Annotated in this window: 22 protein-coding genes; 12 read left to right on the top strand and 10 right to left on the bottom strand. The window is 70.3% G+C overall.

Annotation, left to right across the window (positions count from 1 at the left end):
• Nucleotides 1-8: 8 nt before the first annotated feature.
• Together BLT28_RS08755 and BLT28_RS08750 are read left to right on the top strand one after the other, a co-directional pair.
• Nucleotides 9-2,735: a DEAD/DEAH box helicase gene (locus BLT28_RS08755; RefSeq protein WP_081900754.1), complete on the top strand. Its 2,727-nt coding sequence runs from the start codon at nucleotides 9-11 to the stop codon at nucleotides 2,733-2,735.
• Entirely contained in the window at nucleotides 2,732-3,964 is a 1,233-nt protein-coding gene (locus BLT28_RS08750; RefSeq protein WP_052408075.1) for an SWIM zinc finger family protein, read from the top strand. The genes BLT28_RS08755 and BLT28_RS08750 overlap by 4 nt, the downstream gene beginning before the upstream one ends.
• A gap of 1 nt (nucleotide 3,965) precedes the next feature.
• On the opposite strand, the gene BLT28_RS08745 is transcribed toward BLT28_RS08750, so the two are convergent.
• The 4 genes from BLT28_RS08745 to pepN are packed head-to-tail and all read right to left on the bottom strand — an operon-like array spanning nucleotide 3,966 to nucleotide 8,770.
• Entirely contained in the window at nucleotides 3,966-4,823 is an 858-nt protein-coding gene (locus BLT28_RS08745; RefSeq protein ID WP_030432954.1) for an NmrA family NAD(P)-binding protein, read from the bottom strand.
• 40 nt (nucleotides 4,824-4,863) lie between these two features.
• Complete coding sequence (locus BLT28_RS08740; RefSeq protein ID WP_030432953.1) at nucleotides 4,864-5,493, bottom strand: maleylpyruvate isomerase N-terminal domain-containing protein; 630 nt, start codon at nucleotides 5,491-5,493, stop codon at nucleotides 4,864-4,866.
• Nucleotides 5,490-6,257, bottom strand: coding sequence for an NAD(P)-binding domain-containing protein (locus BLT28_RS08735; RefSeq protein WP_030432952.1), 768 nt, complete (start codon nucleotides 6,255-6,257; stop codon nucleotides 5,490-5,492). The genes BLT28_RS08740 and BLT28_RS08735 overlap by 4 nt, the downstream gene beginning before the upstream one ends.
• 8 nt (nucleotides 6,258-6,265) lie before the next feature.
• The gene (pepN, locus tag BLT28_RS08730; RefSeq protein WP_030432951.1) at nucleotides 6,266-8,770 is read right to left on the bottom strand and encodes an aminopeptidase N; all 2,505 of its coding nucleotides are present in this window, start codon (nucleotides 8,768-8,770) and stop codon (nucleotides 6,266-6,268) included.
• Nucleotides 8,771-8,857: 87 nt separating this feature from the next.
• On the opposite strand from pepN, the gene BLT28_RS08725 reads away from it, so the two are divergent.
• Together BLT28_RS08725 and BLT28_RS08720 are read left to right on the top strand one after the other, a co-directional pair.
• Nucleotides 8,858-9,427 carry a TetR/AcrR family transcriptional regulator gene (locus BLT28_RS08725; protein WP_030432950.1) on the top strand — a complete coding sequence of 190 codons (570 nt, stop codon included), beginning with the start codon at nucleotides 8,858-8,860 and terminating at the stop codon, nucleotides 9,425-9,427.
• Entirely contained in the window at nucleotides 9,424-10,242 is an 819-nt protein-coding gene (locus tag BLT28_RS08720; protein ID WP_030432949.1) for an alpha/beta fold hydrolase, read from the top strand. The genes BLT28_RS08725 and BLT28_RS08720 overlap by 4 nt, the downstream gene beginning before the upstream one ends.
• On the opposite strand, the gene BLT28_RS08715 is transcribed toward BLT28_RS08720, so the two are convergent.
• Nucleotides 10,205-10,609, bottom strand: coding sequence for a VOC family protein (locus tag BLT28_RS08715; RefSeq protein WP_322788498.1), 405 nt, complete (start codon nucleotides 10,607-10,609; stop codon nucleotides 10,205-10,207). The genes BLT28_RS08720 and BLT28_RS08715 overlap by 38 nt on opposite strands.
• Before the next feature lie 106 nt (nucleotides 10,610-10,715).
• On the opposite strand from BLT28_RS08715, the gene BLT28_RS08710 reads away from it, so the two are divergent.
• Together BLT28_RS08710 and BLT28_RS08705 are read left to right on the top strand one after the other, a co-directional pair.
• Nucleotides 10,716-11,297, top strand: a complete 582-nt coding sequence (locus tag BLT28_RS08710) for a TetR/AcrR family transcriptional regulator (protein ID WP_030432947.1) — start codon at nucleotides 10,716-10,718, stop codon at nucleotides 11,295-11,297.
• Between the two features lie 152 nt (nucleotides 11,298-11,449).
• Entirely contained in the window at nucleotides 11,450-12,214 is a 765-nt protein-coding gene (locus BLT28_RS08705; protein ID WP_030432946.1) for a putative protein N(5)-glutamine methyltransferase, read from the top strand.
• Nucleotides 12,215-12,229: 15 nt separating this feature from the next.
• Here BLT28_RS08705 and BLT28_RS08700 read toward each other — a convergent pair whose 3' ends face one another.
• Nucleotides 12,230-13,420, bottom strand: coding sequence for an nSTAND1 domain-containing NTPase (locus BLT28_RS08700; RefSeq protein ID WP_030432945.1), 1,191 nt, complete (start codon nucleotides 13,418-13,420; stop codon nucleotides 12,230-12,232).
• A gap of 1,273 nt (nucleotides 13,421-14,693) precedes the next feature.
• On the opposite strand from BLT28_RS08700, the gene BLT28_RS08695 reads away from it, so the two are divergent.
• Nucleotides 14,694-14,906, top strand: coding sequence for a hypothetical protein (locus BLT28_RS08695; protein ID WP_030432944.1), 213 nt, complete (start codon nucleotides 14,694-14,696; stop codon nucleotides 14,904-14,906).
• On the opposite strand, the gene BLT28_RS08690 is transcribed toward BLT28_RS08695, so the two are convergent.
• Nucleotides 14,903-15,355 (bottom strand): nuclear transport factor 2 family protein, encoded by a 453-nt coding sequence (locus BLT28_RS08690; RefSeq protein WP_052408074.1) that lies wholly within the window; start codon nucleotides 15,353-15,355, stop codon nucleotides 14,903-14,905. The genes BLT28_RS08695 and BLT28_RS08690 overlap by 4 nt on opposite strands.
• 34 nt (nucleotides 15,356-15,389) lie before the next feature.
• Here BLT28_RS08690 and BLT28_RS08685 point away from each other — a divergent pair, with 34 nt between their 5' ends.
• From BLT28_RS08685 to BLT28_RS08665, 5 genes are all read left to right on the top strand, one after another.
• The gene (locus BLT28_RS08685; protein ID WP_030432942.1) at nucleotides 15,390-15,920 is read left to right on the top strand and encodes a DinB family protein; all 531 of its coding nucleotides are present in this window, start codon (nucleotides 15,390-15,392) and stop codon (nucleotides 15,918-15,920) included.
• Between the two features lie 30 nt (nucleotides 15,921-15,950).
• Entirely contained in the window at nucleotides 15,951-16,340 is a 390-nt protein-coding gene (locus tag BLT28_RS08680; RefSeq protein WP_030432941.1) for a RidA family protein, read from the top strand.
• A gap of 35 nt (nucleotides 16,341-16,375) precedes the next feature.
• Entirely contained in the window at nucleotides 16,376-16,666 is a 291-nt protein-coding gene (locus BLT28_RS08675) for a hypothetical protein (protein ID WP_030432940.1), read from the top strand.
• Nucleotides 16,659-17,165, top strand: coding sequence for a hypothetical protein (locus tag BLT28_RS08670; protein ID WP_052408073.1), 507 nt, complete (start codon nucleotides 16,659-16,661; stop codon nucleotides 17,163-17,165). Before BLT28_RS08675 ends, BLT28_RS08670 begins: the two co-directional genes overlap by 8 nt.
• 83 nt (nucleotides 17,166-17,248) lie before the next feature.
• Complete coding sequence (locus BLT28_RS08665) at nucleotides 17,249-18,814, top strand: class I adenylate-forming enzyme family protein (RefSeq protein ID WP_052408072.1); 1,566 nt, start codon at nucleotides 17,249-17,251, stop codon at nucleotides 18,812-18,814.
• A 37-nt stretch (nucleotides 18,815-18,851) separates the two neighbouring features.
• Here BLT28_RS08665 and BLT28_RS08660 read toward each other — a convergent pair whose 3' ends face one another.
• From BLT28_RS08660 to BLT28_RS08650, 3 genes are all read right to left on the bottom strand, one after another.
• Nucleotides 18,852-19,343 (bottom strand): SRPBCC family protein, encoded by a 492-nt coding sequence (locus tag BLT28_RS08660; protein ID WP_030432937.1) that lies wholly within the window; start codon nucleotides 19,341-19,343, stop codon nucleotides 18,852-18,854.
• Nucleotides 19,340-19,714, bottom strand: a complete 375-nt coding sequence (locus tag BLT28_RS08655; protein WP_030432936.1) for an ArsR/SmtB family transcription factor — start codon at nucleotides 19,712-19,714, stop codon at nucleotides 19,340-19,342. The genes BLT28_RS08660 and BLT28_RS08655 overlap by 4 nt, the downstream gene beginning before the upstream one ends.
• 137 nt (nucleotides 19,715-19,851) lie before the next feature.
• Complete coding sequence (locus tag BLT28_RS08650) at nucleotides 19,852-22,959, bottom strand: efflux RND transporter permease subunit (RefSeq protein ID WP_052408071.1); 3,108 nt, start codon at nucleotides 22,957-22,959, stop codon at nucleotides 19,852-19,854.
• Between the last annotated feature and the right edge of the window lie 81 nt (nucleotides 22,960-23,040).

Genomic DNA, 23,040 nt, shown 5'->3' with positions numbered 1-23,040 from the left:
CGGGCCGGATGGTGTTCTGGTGCCCCGACGGCGCGCAGCCGCCGGCGATCGGCGAGTCCTGCACGCTGTCCGTGGGACTGCCCACAGGCGAGATCGACACGGTCCCGGCGACGTGGCTGCACGTGGGCGAGGCCGTTCCCGCGCTCACCCGGGCCCGCTCCGCCCTGTCGGCGCACGCGGCCACCCGGTTCTGGGGTACGGCGTGCGTGCTGGCGTTGCAGCTGGTGGCGCGCGGCCGGGTGCTGCCGTGGGTGAGCGACGAGGACAACGACGCCTGGCGGATCGGCCAGCTCTCCGAGGACGACCTCGCGCGGCTGCGCCAGCTGACCGACGCGATGCCCGCCGAAGCTCGCGCCACCCCCACCGACACCGGTGACCTGCCCGCGCCGGAGCTGTCGCTGCGCGGTTTCCTCGACGCGGTCGCCGACGGGCTTCCCCGCACCGAGGCGGCGTCCTTCGGCTTCGGCCGGCTCGAGTTCAGCAGCGATCTGGTGTCCGCGCCGCGCAAGGTCCCGCGGCTGCGGCCCTGGTCCGAGGACGTCTCGGCCGGTCTCGACGCCGGGGTGAGGATCTCCCTGCGGGTGGAGGTGGCGGGCGGCGACCTCGACCGCGGGCGCTTCCAGGTGGTGGTGCAGGTGCACAGCCTGGGGGACTCGTCCGTGGTCACCGACGCCGCGCGGGTGTGGGCCGATCCCGATCACCCCTTCGGCGCGCGGGCGCACATCGACGTCATGCTCGCGGTGCGCCGGGCCGCCCGCGCGTGGGCGCCGTTGGAGTCCCTGCTCAGCGCCTCGGTGCCGGACGAGCTGGCCCTCGGCGACGACGAGGTCTTCGACCTGCTCGGGTCCGGGATGACCCGGCTGTCCGCGGTGGGCGTGGACGTGCACTGGCCCAAGGACTTCGTCCGCGACCTGACCGCGCACGCGGTGGTCGGCGAGGCCAAGCGGCAGCCCTCGGACGTGGCCGGGTTCTTCGGGCGCGGCAGGACGCTGAAGCTCAACTGGCGGCTCGCGCTCGGCGACACCCCGTTGACCAGCGAGGAGATGGACCAGCTCGCCGAGTCCCACCGCCCGGTGGTGCGGTTGCGCGACCGGTGGGTACTGGTCGATCCCGCGCTCGCCGCGAAGGCCCGCGACCGCGCGCTGAAGTCGCTCAAGGCCATGGACGCGCTCGGTGCGGCGCTGACCGGGACGACCGAGGTCGACGGCGAGGTGGTGCCGGTCGCGGCCACGGGGTGGCTGGAGGCGCTGCGGGAGCGGATCACCCAGGACGGCGAGGACGAGCTGCGCGAGCAGCCGCAGGCGCTGGCCGCGACGCTGCGCGACTACCAGCTGCGCGGTCTGCGGTGGCTGGCCAGGATGACCTCGCTCGGCCTCGGCGGCTGCCTGGCCGACGACATGGGTCTGGGCAAGACGATCACGGTGATCGCGTTGCACCTGCACCGCGCGGCCGAGGCGCCGACGCTGGTGGTGTGCCCGGCGTCGTTGCTGGGCAACTGGGAGCGGGAGATCGACCGCTTCGCCCCCGGCACGCCGGTGCGGCGCTTCCACGGTGGCAACCGCACCCTCGACGGTGTCGACGGCGGTTTCGTGCTGACCACCTACGGCACGATGCGGCTGGACGCGGAGCTGCTGGCCGAGCACTCGTGGGATCTGGTCGTCGCCGACGAGGCGCAGCACGTCAAGAACCACAACTCCGGTACGGCGAAGGCGCTGCGCTCGATCCCGGCCACCGCGCGGGTGGCGCTGACCGGCACGCCGGTGGAGAACAACCTGGCCGAGCTGTGGTCGATCCTGGACTGGACGACGCCCGGGTTGCTGGGCGGGCTGACGGCGTTCCGCACGCGGTGGGCGAAACCGATCGAGGGCGAGCGGCACCGGACCGGAGCCTCGCACGCGAGGGCGACCCAGCCGACTGTGGCCGACCGGTTCGCTCGACTGATTCGCCCGTTCCTGTTGCGCCGCCGCAAGTCCGACCCGGGCATCGCGCCGGAGCTGCCGCCGAAGACCGAGACCGACCACCCGGTGGCGCTGACCAGGGAGCAGGCCGGGCTCTACGAGGCGGTGGTCCGCGAGACCCTGGCGGAGATCGCCGCGTCGGACGGGATGACCCGGCGCGGATTGATCATCAAGCTGCTCACCTCGCTCAAGCAGATCTGCAACCACCCGGCGCACTACCTGGCCGAGGACGCTTCCCGGCTGGCACGGCGCTCGGGCAAGCTCGACCTGCTCGACGAGCTGCTGGAGACGATCCTGGCCGAGGACGGCGCGGTGCTGGTGTTCACCCAGTACGTGGCGATGGCCCGGTTGCTGCAGTCCCACCTCGCCGCGCGCGGGGTGCCCGCGCAGCTGCTGCACGGCGGGACGCCGGTGGCCGCCCGCGAGGAGCTGGTCCAGAGTTTCCAGGACGGAAAGTCACCGGTGTTCCTGCTGTCACTCAAGGCTGCGGGCACCGGGCTGAACCTGACCCGCGCCGACCACGTGGTGCACTACGACCGCTGGTGGAACCCGGCGGTGGAGGAGCAGGCCACCGACCGCGCCTACCGGATCGGCCAGACCCGGCCGGTGCAGGTGCACCGCTTCGTCACCGAGGGCACCATCGAGGACCGCATCGCCGAGATGCTGGCGGACAAGCGCGACCTGGCCGAGAAGGTGCTCAGCGGGGGCGAGGCGGCGCTGACCGAGCTGGGCGACGCGGAGCTGGCGAACCTGGTCGAGCTGAGGAGCCCGCGATGAGCAGGGCGCGCGGGTTCCCCGCTTTCGGCCGCATGCAGCGACGTCTCGGCCCGGTCGCGCAGACCTGGTGGGGCCGCGAGTGGACGCGGGTGCTGGAGGAGGGCTCGGGGCTGGACGCCGAGCAGCTCAAGGCAGGCCGCAAGATCGCCTACACCGGCACGGTCGGGCCGATCACGGTCAGCCCCGGCCGGATCAGCGCCGAGGTGCGCGAGGGGCACGACTTCTACGAGACCCTCGTGGAGATCCCGGTGTTCGAGGACCGCGAGTGGGAGTGGCTGCTGCAGGAGTTCGCCGGGCGCTCCGGCTACATCGCGGCGCTGCTGGAGCACGAGATGCCGGTGGAGCTGGCCGAGACGGCCGCGGGGATCGGGGTGCCGCTGTTCCCGACCACCGGCGGCGTGGAGACCGAGTGCGACTGCGACGACTGGCACTCGCTGGGCTGCAAGCACGCCGCGGCGCTGGTCTACCAGGCGGCGTGGCTGCTGGACGCCGACCCGTTCCTGCTGTTCCTGTTGCTGGGCAAGGACGAGGAGGAGCTGCTGCTCGAACTGCAGTTCCGCACCGTCGCCCAGCAGTCCCCGGCGAGCGGGACCTCGATCGCCGACGCCTACGCCCGCGTCCCCGGCCCGTTGCCGGAGATCTCGGCCGAGGTGCCGCACGACCCCGCGCCGGGGCTGGACGTGCCACCGCCCCCGGGGCTGCCGGCCACGTTGATCCCGCGGCTGTACCGCAACGCGGTGTGGCACGCCCGCAGGCTGCTCGCCGACAGCGTCAACCCCGAGCCCGAGCCGCGGCTGGACACCAACGAGGACCTGGCCCGGCTCATCGCCCAGAACCCCGACCTGGAGCTGGCGCGCGAGATCCCCGTGCTGAAGGAGAACGCCATGGCGTGGTTCTACGGCGACCGGGAGGGCTACGCCGTCGCGCACGGGAAGTGGACTCCGTCGGAGCTGGAGCTGGCCAGGGCGCGGACCGCGCTGGAGGCGGCCGAACTGGGGGAGTTCACCGTCGAGACGGGCTACGACGGGCCGACGAACCGCTTCACCTTCACCGAACCCCGCTTCCAGCTGCGCCTGGGCCGCGACGGCCGCTGGTACCCGTTCGCCCCCGCCAAGCGGGGGGACTGGGTCGCGGCCGGTCCACCCGACCGCGACCCCGCCATGGCCTTCGCCGTACCCCCACCCGTCAAGACCAGGCGCCCCCGCAAGAAGCGCATCCCCGACTGCTGAGTCAGGCGGCGAAGTTGGCGGCGTGGTCGCGCACCCAGTCGCGGAAGGACCGCGGCGCGGTACCGGTCAGCTCGGTGAAGGTCGACGTGATGCGCACCGGCTGGCGTTCGAAGCCGTCCCAGGCACCCAGCAGTCCATCGGCGAACTCCACCGGCCAGCCGTGCTCCAGCATCCGCTGCCGGGCGGCGGCCGGGGTCAGCTCTTGGAAGCGCACGTCCCGCCCCAGCACCTCGCCGATGATGCGTACCTGCTCGGCGTGGGTCACTGGCTCCGGCCCGGTCAGCACGTACCGCGCGCCGGTGTGCCCGTCCTCGGTGAGGACCTTCGCGGCGACCGCGGCGAGATCGCGCTCGTGCACCACCGCGCGCGCCGCCGACCCGAACGCCTCGCTGACGGTGTCGCTCGCGCGGATCTGCGCGGCCCAGCCGAGCGCGTTGGCGGCGAAGGTCCCCGCGCGCAGCATCGTCCACTCCGCCCGCGACGCCATGATCGCGCGCTCGATGTCGTGGTGCAGCTGGTGGATCGGATCTCCTTGCCGCTCGACGGAATCGTCCACGCCGTAGGAGGAGAGGTAGACCAGCCGACGCGCGCCGACGGCCGCGACGACGTCCTCGATTCCCTCGGGGGACAGGAACGGCCACATCAGGAACACGGCGCTGGTCCCATCCACCGCCCTGGTCAGACTGGCGGTGTCGTGGAGGTCTCCGACGGCGAGTTCGACCCCGTCCGGCACGTCCGCGGTGGCGGCGTCGCGGACGAACGCGCGCACGCGGGCTCCGCGTTGCAGCAGCTCCGCCACCACGTTCCCGCCGACCTTCCCGGTCGATCCGATCACCAGCACGCCGTCGATTTCGCTCATGCCGATCACGCTAGAACCTGAACTGCGGTTGAGGTCAAGATCAGAACGCGGCGATGCTCCCCGGCGAGCGTTCGGCGCGGCTGAGCGCCCGCAGGACAGCGGTCTGCCCGTGGCGGCGCACGGCCAGGCGCGTGAGCAGATCGGTCACCGGCTCGATGACCTCGCGGGGGAGTTGCGGGGTCGCGATCCCCACGCTGACGGCGAGATCGTCGGAGTGCACCGCCAGCTCCATCATGCGCGTGACCAGCATGTCGTCGAGCAGCAGCGACCACGGCCCCCACAACGGGATCCGCACCGGCCGGTTCGACGCGGCGGCCAGGCTCGTCGGCAGATCGGCGACCACCGCGTCCAGTCGCGCGGACAGCGCCTCGTGCCCGTCAGCGGCTTCCTGCTCACCGCCGTCACGGATGCGGACGTTGATCTCGTCGTCCAGGTCGGCGCCGATCCACTGCACGCGCGCGTAGTGCTCCAGCAGCGGCACCACGGGCTCGTCCGGGATCGGCGCGGCCAGGATCGTGGGGATGGCCAGCACCTGGAAGGCGAGGTGCCCGGCGAGACCGCCGACGCTGAACTCCGGCAACGCGCTCGGCCTGTCCCACGCCGCCCCCACCGCCGGATCGCCGATCAACTCCGCCGCCGACTGCGCCGCGAGCACGAACTCGTCCCTCACTCCGCACCTCTCAGCCGCGCGAGCACCTGATCTAGGCCGCCGCGCACGACGTCCGGCACACCCTCGTTCCGCAACTGGCTCATGAACTGCTCGTTGAGCCCACCCGGTGTCATGTGCTTGCCGGTCAGCTCGGCCAGCGAACCGGTCTGCTGCGCCAAGGACAGCCCCAACTGGCCGAAGATGTGCGTCGTGTACGCGGTCGCGGCCTCGGAGTCCACACCGTGGTCGGTCAGCCAGCACGCGATCGTGGCGAGGTAGTCGAGGTGCGCGGCGAAGGTGGCCGTCGCCGCGCTGAACAGCTCGAAGATCGACTCCTCGCGCGGCACCAGAACTCCGCCCACGCGCTCGAACAGCTCACGGGCGACCGCGTGGTCCGGGTACACCACCGTCAAGCTCTGCCGTCGCGCCGCCTGCGGCAGCGGGATGACACGCACGATCTGAGCAGCCGGTGCGGCCCAGTCGCGCAACTGCTCCAGCCGTACTCCGGACAACGCGCTGAGCAGGACATGCTCCGGCCGGAACAGCAGGTCCTGCAAGACGTCCTGAGCGCTCGGCGGGCGCACGGCGAGCACGATCGAGCTCGCGCTGTCGAGCACGTCCTGGTTGCTGCGGCACACCCGCACGTTCGGGAACCGGCTCGCCAGCTCCTGTCCGACACTGCGACTGCGGGGCGAGAGGAACACCGGGGGAGGCTCAGCGACCCCTGCGCTGAGCCCTTCCACGATGGCCGTCGTGAGTTCACCGGCGCCCACGAACCCGTACACGACCTCTCCTAAGCGTTCTGCGCGCGCAGTGTGCGCTTGAGTTCGTCGCCGCTCTCCAGGACGAGCCGCCGCAACCACCACGGCGGCTGCGCCTCGGCGAGATAGGCGTCCGTGCGAGCCAAGGTCTCCTCCGAGACCGCCGACGACGGGTAGCCCTCCCTGGCCAGCACGCGTGTCAGCTCGGTCGGCCACACCTCGCTCACCGCCTGCAACGCGGCGAAGTACTTCTCCGTGTACGGCGCCAGCAGCTGTGCGTCGGCGACGTCCTGGAAGCCAACGAGCGTCGACCGCAGGATCTCGTTGGACAGCTCCCCGCAGACGATGCGCTCCCACGCCTGCGCCTTCGCCTCCGCGGTACCGAGGGCCGCACGGCACGCGGCGGCACTGCGCTCACCACTGGCGGTCGCGTCACGGCGCAGTTCCGCATCGATCTCCGCGGCACCGGCTCGACCGTGCACCACGAGCCTCAGCAGCAACGACCACCGCAGGTCGGTGTCCACGCTCAGCCCGGGCAGCGTCGTCGAACCGTCCAGCAGCCCGGCCACGACGTCCAGCTGCGGCCCGGTGCACGCCACGGCCGCGAAGGACTGCATGTACGCCAGCTGTTCCTCGGCACCGGCTTCGGCCGCGCGCGCCAGGCGCAGCACTCCGTCGGCCAACGCGCCCACGACCTCCTCACGCACCGAGGGCGAGGTGTACTGCTGCGCGGCGATGCGCGCCTGGTACAGCAGGGTCCGCACGATGCTCACGCCCACCGAAGGCGCGCCGGCGAGCACCAGCGACACGTACTCCCGCGCGGGCAGTTCCGCGTCGCGAGTCATGTCCCACGCGATCGTCCAGCACACGGCCTGCGGCAGCGGATCGGTGAAACCGCCGATCCCGGACAGCATCGCGGCCACCGACTCCGGATCGAGCCGGACCTTGGCGTAGGTCAGGTCGTCGTCGTTGAGCAGCACGAGCTCCGGCCGCGCCACACCGACCAGCTCGGCGACCTCGGTGCGCTCGCCGGTGATCTCCAGCTCCACCCGCTGCAGCCGGTTTCCCTTGTCGTACAAGCCGATTGCCACGCGGTGCGGCCGCAGCGTCGGGTAGTCCTCCGGCGCGGTCTGCACCACCTCGAACGAGCTGAACCTGCCCGCGCTGTCCACGGTGAACTCCGGCCGCAGCGTGTTCGGGCCCGCGGTGCGCAGCCACAGGTCCGCCCACCGCGACAGGTCGCGCCCGGACTTCTCCTCCACGGCCCGCAACAGGTCCGCCAGCGTGGTGTTGCCCCACGCGTGCCGCTGGAAGTACAGGCGCAGGCCCGCCAGGAAGTCCTCCAGCCCGATCGAGGAGACCAGCTGCTTCAGCACCGACGCACCCTTGTGGTAGGTGATCGCGTCGAAGTTCACCTCCATCGAGGTGATGTCCACGATGTCGGCGACGATCGGGTGCGTCGACGGGAACTGGTCGGCCTGGTACGCCAGCCCCTTGCAGCGGTCGGCGAAGCTGGCCCAGCCCCCGCTCCACCGCGTCGCCGAGACCAGCGCCAGCGACGCCGCGTAGGTCGCGAAGGACTCGTTCAGCCACAGGTCGTCCCACCAGCGCATGGTGACGAGGTCGCCGAACCACATGTGCGCCATCTCGTGCAGGATCGTCGTGGCGCGCCGCTCGTAGTCGGCGTCGGTGACCTTGGAACGGAAGACGTACTGCTCCCGGAAGGTCACGCAGCCCGGGTTCTCCATCGCCCCGAAGTTGAACTCCGGCACGAACACCTGGTCGTACTTGCCGAAGGGGTAGCGCATCTCGAACGCGCCCTCGTAGAAGCCGAACCCGCGCCGCGTCACGTCGAAGATCGCCTCGGCGTCCAGGTGCTCGGCCAGCGACGCCCGGCACAGCAGGCGCAACGGGATCCGACCCGCGTACTCGTCGGCCACGACGTGGTACGGCCCCGCGCAGATCGCGGCCAGGTAGGTGGAGATCCGCTCCGAGGCGGGGAAGCTCCACCGCCTGGCCTCGCCGGCCTCCTCGCACGCGGTCTCGGCGGTGTTGCACACGACCTGCCAGTGGGCGGGCGCGGTGACGGTGAACGCGAACGCGGCCTTGAGGTCCGGCTGGTCGAAGCAGGCGAACACGCGGTGCGCGTCGGCGGTCGCGAACTGGCTGTAGAGGTAGACCTCGCCGTCCACCGGGTCGGTGAAGCGGTGCAGGCCCTGCCCGGAGCGCGAGTACGCGCAGTCGGCGACCACGCGCAGCTCGTTGTCCTCGGCGAGCCCGGTCAGCGGGATGCGCCCCTTCGCCGCGTCGTAGAGCGCCGGGTCGACGGGGGAGCCGTTGAGCGTCACCTCGCGCACGATCGCGTCCGCGAGATCGCAGAACACCTCGTCACCGGCTCCGCAGCCGCGGAAGCGCGCCACCGTCGTGGAGGTGAAGCGCTCCGGACCGGTCGTGAGGTCCAGCTCGACCGCGTAGGAGTCGACGGTGAGCAGGCGGGAGCGCTCCAGCGCCTCGTCCCGCGTCAGGTTTCCAGCCATCCCCGCACCCTAATTCCGTTGGTGATCATCCGTCAGCCTAGTTAGATTAGGCACAAACCTAGAGGCTCTAGTTTCAGGGAGGTGGTCATGGTCCGCGCGGGTCTCACCGTCGAGCGCATCGTCCTGGCGGCGGCCGAACTGGCCGATGCCGCCGGGTTCGACAACGTCACGATCTCGGCGCTGGCCAGGCACTTCGGCGTCAAGGACGCCAGCATGTACTCGCACGTGCGCAACCTCGGGGACCTCCGGCAGCGCGTGGCCCTGTTCGCCGCGGGGGAGATGGGCGACCTCATCGGCGCCGCCCTCGCGGGGCGCGCGGGCAAGGACGCGCTCGTCGCGTTCGCCAACGCCTACCGCGCCTACGCGGTCGCACACCCCGGCCGCTACGCCGCCACGCAGATCCACCTCGACCCGGCCGTCATCGCCGAGTCCGAGGCCTTCCACCGCCACGTCCACTACACGCACTCCACACTGCGCGCCTACGGCCTCACCGAGCCGGACATCACCGACGCCGGACGCCTGTTGCGCAGCACCTTCCACGGCTACGCCAACCTCGAAGCCACCGGCGGGTTCAGCCACTCCCGTCCGGTGCAGACCTCCTGGGAACGCGCGGTCGACGCACTCCACTTCCTCCTGTCGAACTGGAAGAACACATGAACGCCACGCTCTACCACGAGATCACCGGCCACGGCCCCGCACTGCTCCTGCTGCCAGGCGGCGGCGGGGACGCGCAGGTCTTCGCCCAGCTGGCCGCGCTGCTGGCCGAGGGCTTCCGGGTCATCACCTGCGACCCCCGCGGCTACTCCCGCAGCCCGTTCCCGGGGCCGCCCGAGGACCAACGCGTCGAGACCCAGGCCGACGACGCGCTGGCCCTGCTCGACCTGCACACACCACAGGAACCCGCCTACGTCTTCGGCGGCAGCTCGGGCGCGATCGTCGCCCTGGACCTGCTCGCCCGCCACCCGCACCGCGTGCGCCGCGTCGTCGCGCACGAGCCCCCGGTCTTCGAAGTCCTGCCCGACGCCGAAGACCACCGAGCCTTCATCGCGCGGATCTACGGGATCTTCCGCTCGGACGGTGTCGCTGCGGCGGGCGCGGAGTTCGCCAAGCACATCGGCATGAAGCCCATGAAGCAGCCCGAGCCCACGCAGGAGACGCAGGCGATGATGGCGCGCCTGGCCGCGAACGGGCCGATCTTCATGGAGCACGAGCTGCGCCAGTTCACCTCGTACCGACCGGACCTGGCCGCGCTCAAGGAGAACTCGGCGAAGCTGGTCCTCGCGGGCGGGCGCGACGCGCGCGAGCACCTGCCGTACCGGCCCGCGGCGTTCCTGGCCGCGCAGCTGGGCGTCGAGATGGTCGACTTCCCCGGCGGGCACTCCGGGTTCACCGACGCGCCGGAGGAGTTCGCCGCGCTGCTGCGCGAGGAACTGCTCAGCGGGGGAGAGCGTCCTCGGCGTACTGCTCGATGAACTCACCCGTCGGCGGGATCGGCGTGATCACGTCGATCAGCACCCCGTTCGGGTCGGCGACGATGAAGTGCCGCTGCCCGAACTCCTCGCTGCGCAACGGCAGCGCCAACGGAAGGCCCGCGCCGGTGACCAGGCGCTCGTACTCCGCGTCGACGTCGTCGACCTCGAAGTTCAGCAGCAGTCCGGCCACCGGCGCGCCGTAGCCCGCGGGGACGGTCGGGTGCGTCGGGTCGAGCACCGCCAGCTCGTGCCCGCCGAGCCGGAGGCTGACGTACCAGTCCGCCTCGAAGGTCACCTCGAACCCGAAGTTGGTCACGTAGAAGTCCCGGGTCTCGGCCACCTTGCCGGTCATGATCACGGTATACATGCTGGTCAGAGTCATGAGAGGCGTCTCCGATCGACAATACCGACCATCGGTATGTATTCTGGACCCTAGGAAACCGACCGTCGGTATGTCAACGGGGACGCCCACCATGGCCACCAAGCAACAGCAACGCGAACAGACCACCGCCGCCCTCTGCGCCACCGCCCGGCGCCTGTTCGCCGAACACGGCTACAACAACGTCGGCCTGGAGACCATCGCCCAAGCCGCAGGCGTCACCAAAGGCGCCCTCTACCACCACTTCAGCAGCAAGGCCGCCCTCTTCCGGCACGTGCTCGCCCGCGTCCAGGACGAGGTGGGGGAGCGCGTCCAGCACGCCGCCGACGCCCACCCCGACCCCTGGACCCAGCTCGTCGAAGGCTGCCGCGCCTTCCTCACCGCGGGCACCGACCCCGAGATCCAGCAGATCATGCTCATCGACGGCCCCGCCGTCCTCGGCTGGAACGAGTGGCGCACCCTCGACGACCAGTCCTCGGCCCGCCACCTCACCGACGCCCTCACCACCCTCGTCACCGCCGGGACCATCCCGCCCCAACCCGTCGAACCCCTGGCCCGCCTGCTCTCCGGAGCCATGAACGAAGCCGCGCTCTGGCTCGCCCGGTCCGACAACACCGAAGCCGACCGCGAAGCCACCATGACCGCGCTCACCCGCATGCTCGACTCGCTCAGGTAGGGTGACGCCGTCCGATCGCCGGAACCCGCGAGGGAGGTGGGAACCCATGTCCGCACGTGCAGGCCGGGCGCTCACCTTCGTCCCCACCGCTGTGCCCACCGCATAGGGGCCACCCGAGAGCGCCCGTGGGTCACCCGCGAAAGGCACTCCGCATGTCACTCCACGCGATCATCACCCGGCTCCGCGCCGCCGGCTGCGTCTTCGCCGAAGACGAAGCCCGCCTCCTCAGCACCGCCGCACGCGACCACGCCGAACTCCACGCCATGGTCGACCGGCGCGTCTCCGGCCTCCCACTCGAACACATCCTCGGCTGGGCCGAGTTCCACGGCCTGCGCGTCACCGTCGGACCCGGCGTCTTCGTACCCCGCCGCCGCACCGAGTACCTGGTCCACCGCGCCACGCCGCTCCTGCGCCCGCACACCGTCGTCGTCGACCTCTGCTGCGGCTCCGGAGCCGTCGGCGCGGCACTCGCCACCACCGAACCCCGCATCGCACTCCACGCCGCCGACATCGAACCCGCCGCCGTGAAGTGCGCCCTCCACAACATCACCCAGCACGGGGGAGAGGTCCACGAAGGCGACCTCTACGACGCCCTGCCCACCGCACTCCGCGGCCGCGTCCACATCATCGTCGCCAACGCCCCCTACGTCCCGACCGACGCCGTCGCCCTCATGCCACCCGAAGCCCGCGACCACGAACCCCGCATCGCACTCGACGGCGGCACCGACGGGCTCGACCTCCACCGCCGCATCGCCGCCGAAGCACCCCACTGGCTCACCCCCGGCGGCCACCTCCTCATCGAGACCAGCCGACGCCAGGCCCCGCATACCGCAGAAGCACTCGCCACCAACGGTTTCCACCCACAGATCCACCACTGCGACGACCTCGGCGCCACCGTCGTGCACGGAACCAGATGACCCTCGCCCGGGGCGCTAGACCAGCTTCTCGATCCGCCCCTTGATCACGATGTAGGGCGGCAGCAGGGGATCGCGGAACCTGTAGCGGAACCGGCGCGACGTGCCGATCCGCTGCAGGATCCCACCCCGCGCCCCCTCCGACGAGAAGTTCTTCAAGTGCACCGCGAACGCCGGGATGTCATACGCCTTGCCGGTGATCTGCCGCAGCTTCTCCCGCACGTCCGGCGCCCCGAAAGACCCCAGATCGTCCTTCTCCGCCACCGCGCACGCCAACAGCACTTCCTTGTACAACGTCTCCCGATTGCTCTGCGTCGCCCGGTGGTACCGCTCGCGAACGCTCTGCGACGCCGCGTCCAACGCATCGGTCAGCGCGTCCTCGAAATCCGCCCGCTTCACCACCGACCGACCCGCCTCCAACGCCCGCGTCGTCCCGTACTGGCCGAGCAGATGCGTGTAGTGGGGAAGCCCCTGCGACATCTCCGCGACCGCGTCCACGAACTTCGGCTGCGCCTCCATCGACACCGCCCGCACGCCACGCCGGACGATCTCCCGCAGCTCCTCGTCGGTCATCCGCGGCATCTGCACCTGCACCAGCGAACGCTGGATCGACGCGTGCTCGCTGACCAACTCGTCCACCGTGTCCGCGACCCCCACCAGCACCACGGTCGCCGCGATCGACCGATCCGCCAGGATCTTGATCGTGTCCGCGATCAACGTCCGCACCCGCTGGTCCTTCGGCCGGTCGAACTCGTCGATCAACACCACGATCGACACGCTCTCGCACAGCAGCGCCAGCACCCGCACCACCGAGTGCGGCGTCACCCGGCCGCTCAGCAACTCCGAGCCGGACTGCAGCACGTGCCGCGCCGACCGCCCGAAGCCCATCCGCGACTCCTGCGTCAGGATCGGGATCTGCTCGAACACCCCGGCCCAGATCGACTTGAAGCTGTCCTCGGAGTTGCACACGTAGTACGGCGCCACAACCGAATCGGGGAGCAGGTTCTGCGTCACCCGCGCCAACGACGTCTTCCCGACCCCGCGCTCCCCGTAGATCAACGCGTGCTGGCCCCGTTGCGCGGCAACGCTCGTCAACGTCCGCAACTGCGCCTTCCGGCCCGCGAACAGATCCCGGTCGGTGATCGGGGCCGCCGGGCTGAACGCCCGGCCCACCGCGCCGACCCGCTCCACGTACTCGTCCTCGTCCACGGTGATCGCCTCCGACCAGATCGTGGTGCCCCGGACCCTCGACTATCCCGAACCATGATCAGCGTCCAGGTTCGTTCCGGTCACGGTTGGGAACGATCTCGCCCGGTCAGCACGCAGGGGAGAACGACAACCGGCTGCGGCCGTCTGTGCCAGTCCGGTGAGCACCAGAAGGCGTCGACCCCGGCGATGAGGACACGGTCCGGGGGACTCGGGTCAAGGCTGTTCGTCACCACGGCGCGCCCTCCGTGTGCCGACCCGGTGCGGAGGGGAGTATCGCGAGTGGGCCTACGAGAGAGGTTCCGAACGCCAAGTTGACATAATGTAGATTATCGGCGTTTCGCCGACCTGGGGATTTGGTGATCGAGAGGAGCCTCGACGCGAGTTTTTTGTGTCGCGTCGTGCGCACTGCGCGCGCCTGTCGCATCATCCCGCGCGCTCGTCGCCGTCGTTCGTGACTGTCGCTGCCGACTGAGCCCTGGGCAGCGCCCAGGAGGCGCCAGGGAGACCCCTGGGGGTCGCCCTCCCATGTCCCGCCCACCAGCCCTTGTTTCGTCACAGTGACGCTTATGGGCCTGGCGAGTGGACGTTCCGGAGTGTGTCGAGGAATGCCGAAAGGACATTCCTCGCTCCCCGGCCGGATGAGGCCGCCGGTATCGCCGGAACCCCATCCGCGTTTGGTGGATAACAGTAATTATCCACCAAACTGGCGTTGGTGGTTATCTGGTGCAAGTGCCACACGCGTTCACCGGACGGGGTAATCGGAATCGCGGCGAGACCCGACCAGTCTGGATTTCTGGAGATCCACGGGGAACGGGGTTCGTCATGCGGAAGTTCGTCTTTGTCGTCGCGGTCGCCCTCGCGGGAACCACTGCCCTACCGGGGGCAGCGGCAGCCGTGACCGAGTACCAGAAGGGCACGTTGTGCGTGCTCACGAACAGGTCGGTGCCGTCGAACCTGGAGGAGGTCGCCTCGCGGATCATCGAGGCCAAACGTGCCGACAAGAGCGGCGCCCCCGACCGGGACAAGATGGCGAAAGCCGCGACCGACGCTTTCGGCACCGGCGACTTCGGTCATTCCTGGCTGGTCTACACGGACAACTCGGGGAAACCGCACACAGCGGGCTGGCGGCACGGAAGGGCTAGTCCTCGACGGTCCGTACGAGAGTCCGAATCGCGACCACGCGAAGCGTCGCTGCCTCGGCATTACCGAAACGAGGATGAAGCAGGTCAAGGCCGCGGTGGAAGCGAAAATGAAGGGCGTTCAATAGTCCCCGGTGAACAACTGCACGGAGTTCGCCGGCCGGGTGTTCGTCGAGGCGACGGGTGATGTCGTGGAGTTCCGTCAGGACGTCTCACCGTTGCTGAAGGGCAGCAGCGACCCGGGCCGGCAGCTGCTGGCCGGACTGGCGGAGCAGCTGCTCGGCGGGAAGACGTCGGTGGCGTCCCCCGGTCAGCTCGGCGCGGGGATCAGCCGGTTGCAGACCTAGGCGGGTGAGCTGGCGCCGGGCGGCAGGCGGTCGATGTCGAAGGACGTCGAGACCTCGCGGTAGGTGATCCGCCAGATCCCGTCCCGGCGGGTGTAGACGTCGCGGTAGGTCCCTCCGCCGCGGACCCAGGAGCCGTCGAGGAACTGGACGGAGAACTCGGTGTCGGCCTCGCCGCTGGCGCGGTCGCCGTCGAGGGTGATGACGAGGTTGGCGGTCCAGTGGTGCATCTGCTGGTACTTCTGCCACTCGGCCTTGATGCCCGCGCGGATGGCATCGAGGCCGTCGAGGCGGTGTCCGGCGCTCGGCGCCCAGACGGCGTCGGGGTGCCAGACGGCGGAGAAGCGGCGGAGGTCCTGCTTGTCGGCGCCGTGGCAGTACTCGTGGACGAGCCGCTGGATGGCCAGCTCGCTCTCGACGCGGTCGAGCCGGTCGGCCAGGTCATCTGTCATACCACCGACTGTAGGCGTGACTAGGGTCCGGGGAATGGCGAATGAGGTGTGGGGGCTCGACGGCGTTGCCCGATCGTGGCCGAAGGATCGGGCCGAGGACGAGCTGCGGTTGCAGTGGGAGTTCCTCGCGTTCCTGCGGGCGACGGCGGTGAACAAGGTGCTCGGCGTGAGCCCGGAGCAGGCCGCGGCGACGCCTTGGCCGGCTTCGCCGTTGATGAGCTTGCTGGGCGTGGTGAAGCACCTGACGGCGGTCGAGCGGTTCTGGATGTCCTACGTCGGCGGCGGAATGGACGTGCCGTTGCTGTGGGACTCGGAGGACGAGACCGCGGAGTTCCGGCTCTCCCCCGCTGACACTCCGGAGGCGGTGCTGGCGGCGTACCAGGAGGAGTGGACGCGGTCGGAGAAGGCGTTGGCGGGGTTGAGCCCTGACGATCTGGCGGTGCGCGAGGTCGGTGGGGATCGGACGGTGCGGTGGGTGTTGGCGCACGTCGTGCAGGAGACGGCTCGGCACGTGGGGCATCTGGACGTGTTGCGGGAGTTCGCTGACGGGTTGGTCGGCGAGTAATCCAGTTGATCCCGTGCGCAGGATCGGGGCATGGGTGTTGAGCTGGTTCGCGGTGTGAAGCTGAGCGATGTCGCCGAGTACGCGTACGCGTCGGCGGTGCGGGGCGTGGTGTTCACGGCGGGTGCGTGCCCGTTGGACGAGGAGGGGCGGACGGTCGCCGTCGGCGACTACGTGGGTCAGGCGCGGCAGGTGATGGCGAACCTGGAGGTGGCGCTGCGGGCGGCGGGCTCGTCGTTGGACGGGGTGGCGAAGACGACGGTGTACGTGCGCTCGTCGGAGCAGGCTGACCTGGTGGCGGTGTGGAAGGTGGTCCGCGCCGCGTTCGGTGGTCACGATGCGCCGAGCACGTTGCTCGGTGTTGCCGCGCTGGGTTACGACGACCAGCTGGTCGAGGTGGAGGCCGTTGCGGTGCGGCACTGATCGACTCGTCCGGTCCGGGCGCTTATGGTCTGCGGGTGGAGGTTTTTCTGCTCTGGCACGTCCGGCACGCCCGGAGTGCGGACGGGTCGGTCGAGCACGTGGACGGTGCGGGCGAGCTGGTCTGGGACGAGGAGCAGGGCGACGACCTCAAGGTCTTGGGTGTCTACTCGTCCGAGCGCCGGGCCTGGGAGCGGGTCGATCGTGCGCGGGGTCTTCCGGGGTTCGCTGACGAGCCCGACTGCTTCTTGACGTCCAGGTTCGTCGTGGACGAGGACCTCTGGGAGGACGGTTTCCACACGGTTCCCGGGGTGGTGAGCGATGGGTAGTTCGTTCGGGCGGTCGGTGTACGAGGCGGAGCCCGTGCTGCACGTGTCGAACGGGGGCGCGCAGGTGTTCCTGGACGTGTTGGCGCTGGCTGCCTGTGATCTGGCGGAGTCGGAGTGGGAGTTGCGGTTCGCGTTGTTGTGCTGCAACTCCCGCGTCGGTGGCGGCAACGACGGGTTCGACCTGGACGAGTTGCCGTGGAGCGAGTCGGGGTGGCCCGCGCAGCGCGAGTTCGTGGTGCGGGTGGTGGACGCGGCGTTGGAGCGGCATCGGTGGGAGGTGCTGCCGTACGACCCGCCGCAGGTGCTGGGATATCTGCGGCAGTACCGGGAGATCGTCAGTGGCTATGTGCCTGCGCCGCCGTTGTCCTCGGTGGTGGGTTGGTGGGAGTACGAGCGCAACGAGGCGCATTTCCGGCGGTGTGAGCGGCATGGGCTGTTCGTGGGGGTGTTCGAGGACTGCCGTCTCTGCCCTGAGGACCAGTGGATCACCTGCGGGTAACGGAATGTGAGGGGAAGGTGTGGTCGGTGCGGGTCCTGACGTAGCGTCGCTGCCCCCACCCCCTGCTGGACCAGGGAGGACCCGTGACTGCCTCGGCCTTGCATCCGCTCTCCCGTGTCCTCGAGTTCACCGCGCGTGGTTGGTGGGTGCCGGACACCCTTGACGAGCTGTTCCGGCGTCAGGTGCGGGCGCGGCCGGGCGCGTTGGCGGTGGTGGATTCCTCGGACAAGGCGGAGTTGACGGGGATCGAGCCGCGCCGGTGGAGCTGGGCGCGGTTGCACGTGGAGGTGGATCGGCTCGCGGCGTTGTTGCAGCGGCACGGTGTGGGGCCGGGCGACATCGTGGCTGTGCAGTTGCCGAGCTGTGTTGAACTCGTGGCGACGTTCCTCGCGGTGGTGCGGCTGGGTGGTGTGGTGTGCCCGATTCCGGTGCAGTACCGCGAGTACGAGCTGCGGGCGTTGTTGCCGTTGGCGGGGGCGCGGACGTTGGTGACCGCGACGCGGATCAATGGGCGGCGGTATGCGGAGTTCGCGCGGCAGGTGTGTGGTGAGGCCGTGACGGTGCTGGCGTTCGGTGCGAATGTGCCGCGGCGTGTGGTTCAGGTGGATGCGGCGGAGCACGTGGTGCCGGTTCGGTCGTATGAGGCTGATCCGAACCACTGTGTGTCGATCTGTTGGACGTCGGGGACGGAGGGGACGCCGAAGGCGGTTCCGCGGGCGCACTACGACTGGCTGGCGATCGCGAGGGCGTGTGCCGAGGCGGCGGCGTTGACCGCGGACGATGTGATCCTGAGTCCGTTTCCGCTGGTGAACGTGGCGGGGATCGGGGCTTCGTTGGTGCCGTGGTTGCTGTCGGGGTGTCGGTTGGTGTTGCACCAGCCGGTGGCTCTGGCGGCTTTGGTGCGGCAGTTGTCCGAGGAGCACGTGACCTGCGCGGTGGTGCCGCCTGCCGTGCTGGCGGCGTTGGCGCGGTGGGATGTGCCGTCGTTGCGGACGGTGGTGGCGGGTTCGGGGCCGTTGAGCCCGGTGGCGGTGCGGGATTGTCCGGCGCCGGTGGTCAGCTTCTTCGCGTCGTGTGAGGGCACGGTGTTGTTCTGCTCCCCCAAGGACGTTGCTGATCCGGAGGCGCGGGCGCGGTTGTTCCCGCGTTCGGGGGCGATGCGGATGCGTCTGGTCGATCCGGTGACGGAGCGGGAGATCGTCGAGTCGGGGCGGCCTGGGGAGCTGCGGGTCGCGGGGCCGACGGTGATTCCGGGGTACTTGCTGGGCACCGGTGACGATCCGTTCGATGACCTGGGTTTTCTGCGGACCGGGGACCTGTTCGAGTTCGCTGGTCCCGGTGGTCGGTACCTGCGGTACGTGGACCGGGTGCGGGATGTGATCGTTCGGCAGGGGGCGCGGGTGGTGCCGAGCGAGGTGGAGGCGGTGCTGGTCGCGCACGCCGGTGTCGCGGAGGCGGCGGTGGTCGGTGACGCCGACGGGAAGGCGTGCGCGTTCGTGGTGGCCGGTGGCGCGGTGAGCGGGGACGACCTGGCCGTGCATCTGCGGGGGTATCGGGTCGAGGTGCCGGAGCGGTTCGAGTTCGTCGACGCTCTCCCCCGCAACTTCGCGGGCCGGGTGGTGCGGCGGGAGCTGCGGCGGCGGCTTTAGGTGCCCCGCGTCCGGGGCACCTCCCGCCTCGTGTGGATCAGATTTCGGTGAGCAGCGCGTCGAGCTTCTGGTAGCCGTCGACGACGCCGCCCTCCATGCCGCTGGCGATCATGCCGTCGCGGGCTTCCATGGTGTCGATCAGCGAGAGGCCGACGACGCGGCTGCGGCCGTTGCCGAGGTCTTCGAAGGTCATGGTCTCCAGGAAGACGCCGTCCGGGAAGCCTTCGTAGGTGAAGGTCTGGACGAGGCGCTCGTTGGGGCGGACCTCGTGGAAGGAGCCGTAGAAGGTGGCGATCTCCTCGCCGCCGCGGGAGTTGCTGTAGCGCCAGCTGCCGCCGGTGCGCACGTCCCAGGTCTGGATGTCGGTGCTGATGTCGTGCGGGCCGATCCACCTGGCGAACAGGTCGCGTTCGGTGTAGGCGCGGAAGACTTTGGCGACGGGGGCGTCGAACTCGCGGACGATGCGGATGGTCGGCAGGTTGGGGTCGGCCTCGATGGTGGTCTCGTTGGTGGTGGTCTTGGTGCTCATGACGCTGCTCCTCGCTGCTTGTCGTCTTCGGTGTCGTTGTCTTCGAGTGCCGTCAGGACCGCATCCAGTCTGCGGAATCGTTCCTCGGCCTGGCGGCGGTAGCGCTCGATCCATTTGGTCATCAGGTCGAACACCTCCGCTTCGAGGTGGCACGGCCGTTTCTGCGCGTCGCGGCTGCGGCTGACCAGGCCGGCGTCTTCGAGCACTTTGAGGTGCTTGGAGACGGCCTGGGTGGACACCTCGTAGGGCTCGGCCAGCTCCCCCACGGTCGCGTCGCCGACGGAGAGCCGGGCGACGATGTCGCGCCGGATCGGGTCGGCAAGGGCCGCGAAGACCCGGTTGAGCCGGTCATCGGGTTGTGGCGCGGCCATCCGGTTCATCTCCCTCGTTCGCAACCTCTCGGTTGAATAAGACGGTACGGGCGGGCATCCGCGTTGTCAACCTTCTGGTTGTGTAAGCGGTTTGACATGCGAAAACGGCCCCACCCGGGCGGGTGGGGCCGTTGTGCTCAGCGCGTCGGCGCTCGATGCTTGGGCATCGGCTCCGTGGCCGGGTCGATCTCCTCGGGCTTGCGACGGCTCGTCAGGTTGTCCACCACCGCGTACAGCACGGGCACCACCACCAGCGTCAGCAGCGTCGAGCTGACCAGGCCGCCGATCACCACCACGGCGAGCGGCTGCGAGATGAAGCCCCCGCCGCCGGTCAGCCCCAGCGCCATCGGCGTCAGCGCGCCGATCGTGGCCAGCGCAGTCATCAGGATCGGGCGCAGCCGGTGCCGCCCGCCCTCCACGATCGCCTCCGTCGCGCCGAGGCCCTGCTCGCGGTAGTGGTTGATCAGGTCGATCAGCACGATCGCGTTGGTCACCACGATGCCGACCAGCATCAGCAGGCCGATCAGCGCGGGCACCCCCAGCGGCGTACCGGTGACCAGCAGCAGCCCCAGCGCGCCGGTCGCGGCGAAGGGCACCGACACCAGCAGGATCAGCGGCTGCACCAGGCTGTGGAAGGTCGCCACCATCACCAGGAACACCAGCACCACCGCGGCGACCAGGGCCACGCCGAGGTCGGCGAAGGCGTCCTGCTGCTGTGAGGTCGCGCCGCCGATGGTGAACGAGGCGCCCGCGGGCAGCTTCAGAGCCTCCAGCCGCTTTGCCAGCTCGGCGCTGGTCGCGCCCAGGTCGGTGCCGGTGGCGGCGGCGGTCACGGTGGCGCTGCGCGTGCCGTCGGTCCGGGTCAGCTGCGTCGGGCCGGTCGAGGTCTCCACCTCGGCGAGGCTGTCCAGGCGGACCGGGCCCGCCAGGGTCGGCACCTGCAACGCCTTGAGGCTGTCCACGCTGGACGGAGTCGCCGAGCCGCGCAGCACCACGTCCTGCTCGGTGCCGTTGACGACGACCTTGCTCAGCGTGGTCCCGCGCAGCGCCTCCCCCACGACCTGGCCGACGGCGGCCTCGGTCAGCCCGGCGCGCGCGGCGGCCTGCCGGTCCACCCGGATGTCCACGAGCGGGGCGTCGGCGGTGAGGTTGCTCGCCACATCCGTGGTGCCCGGGGTCTCGGCGACGGTCTTGCGGACCTGCTCGGTGGCCCTGGCCAGCGCCGCGTCGTCCGGGCCCTGCACGACGACCTCCAGCTTGGAGCCGTCGAAGCCGCCGCCCGCCGCCTGCACGCTGACCTTGCCGACCTCGACGAGCGCGCTGATCCGGGTGCGCAGGTCCTTCTCGATGACCGCCTGGTCGGCCGCCACATCCGTGGTGACCGAGTAGTTCACCGAGGTCGACCCGCCGGGGCCGCCGAAGCCGGGAAGGGCCCCGCCGCCGCCGATGGTGGCCTGGTAGGACTGCACGCCCCTGGTCTGGCCGAGCACGCCCTCGATCTTCTTCGCCGCGGCGTCGGTGGCCGCGAGGCTGGTGCCGACGGGCATCTCCTGCTTGATCGCCAGAGTGTTCTGGCCGTCACCACCGATGAAGTTCGTCTTCAGCCCCGGCACCAGGGCGAGGGTGCCGACGAAGATCCCGACCGCGACGAGCAGCACGGTGGCGCGGTGGGTGACCGACCAGCGCAGCACCGGGACGTAGGTGCGCTGCAGGACGCCGTTGCGCTCCTTCTCCTCCGCTTCCTCACGGTCGACCTCGGAAGGCTTGAGGAACCAGTACGCCAGCACCGGCACGATCGTCAGCGACACCACCAGCGAGGCGAGCAGCGCGACGGTGACGGTCAGCGCGAACGGCGCGAACAGCTGGCCGACCATGCCGCCGACGACCGCGATCGGGGCGAACACCGCGACCGTGGTCAGCGTCGAGGAGGTGACCGCGCCCGCGACCTCGCGGACCGCGGTGGTGATCGCCGCGCCCTTGGCCTCGCCGTAGCCGAGGTGCCGCTTGATGTTCTCCAGCACCACGATCGAGTCGTCGACCACCCGGCCCACCGCGATGGTCAGCGCGCCGAGGGTGAGCATGTTCAGCGAGTACTCCCCCATCCACAGCGCGATCAGCGCGATCAGCACCGACAGCGGGATGGACACCGCGGTGACCAGGGTGGAGCGCACCGAGAACAGGAACACCAGGATCACCAGGACCGCGAAGACCAGGCCGAGCAGCCCTTCGGTGGTCAGGCCCTCGATGGAGCGCTCGACGAACGGGGCCTGGTCGAAGACCACGGTCAGCGCCGCGCCCTGGCCCAGCGCCGTGCGCAGCTGCGGCAGCTTCTCGTTGACGGCGTGGGAGATCGCCACGGCGTTGCCGTCGGGGCTCGCGGTGACGCCGACACCGAGGCTGGGGCGGCCGTTGGTCCTGGTCAGCGTGGTCGCCTCGGCCAGGCCCTGCTCCACCGTCGCCACGTCGCCGAGCTTGACCGCAGCCCCGGGGCGGCCGGTGGTCTGGGCGGGGGTGAGCGGCAGGTTCTTCAGGTCGTCCAGGGAGGAGAACGCCCCGCCCACCGACACCGAGGAGGACTTGCCGTTCTCGGTCAGCGTGCCGCCGGGGACGGTGATGCCGTTGGCCTTGAGCGCGTTGCTCACCGACATCGAGGTCAGCCCGGCGCGCAGCATCTTCGCGGTGTCGGGAGTGATGGTGATCCGCGCGTCGCGGGCGCCGGTGAGCGCGGCCTCCCGCACGCCCTCGATGCCCTGCAGTTCGGGCAGCACGTTCTGCCGCAGCGCCTTGGCCAGCTGCTGCTCGTCGGCGCCCCCGCTGGCCGCCAGCTGCACCACGGGCAGGTCGCTGGTGCTCCCGGCCACCACGCGCGGGGTGACGTTCTCCGGCAGTTGCGCGGAGATCCGGCTGACGGCGCGCTCCACCTCGCCGGTGATCGACGAGACCGCGGTGCCGTAGTCGAAGGTGATCTGCACGGTCGCCGAGCCGGAGCGGGAGAACGCGGTCGTCTCGGTGACCCCGGCGACGGAGCGCACGGCGCGCTCGATCGGGATGGTCACCTGCGACTCCACGATCGCCGGCGCCGAGCCCGGGTAGGGCGCGACCACGGAGATCGTCGGCAGTTCCAGGTCGGGCAGCATCTGCTGCTTGAGCGCGGGCACGGCCCACGCGCCGAAGCCGGTGATCGCGACGGCGATCAGCGCGATGAGCCCGCGGTTGGCGAGGCTGAGCCGGGCCAGGAAGGACATCTCGGGTTCGTCTCCTCATCGCAGGGGCTGGATGCCATCACCCCAGCACTCCAGCCCGAAGGACAGCTCGAACGAACCTGG

The organism is Allokutzneria albata (genome assembly GCF_900103775.1).
Classification (GTDB): Bacteria; Actinomycetota; Actinomycetes; order Mycobacteriales; family Pseudonocardiaceae; genus Allokutzneria; species Allokutzneria albata.
Note: the sequence above shows the minus strand (reverse complement) of the source record. Positions and strands in the feature narration are given on the sequence as shown.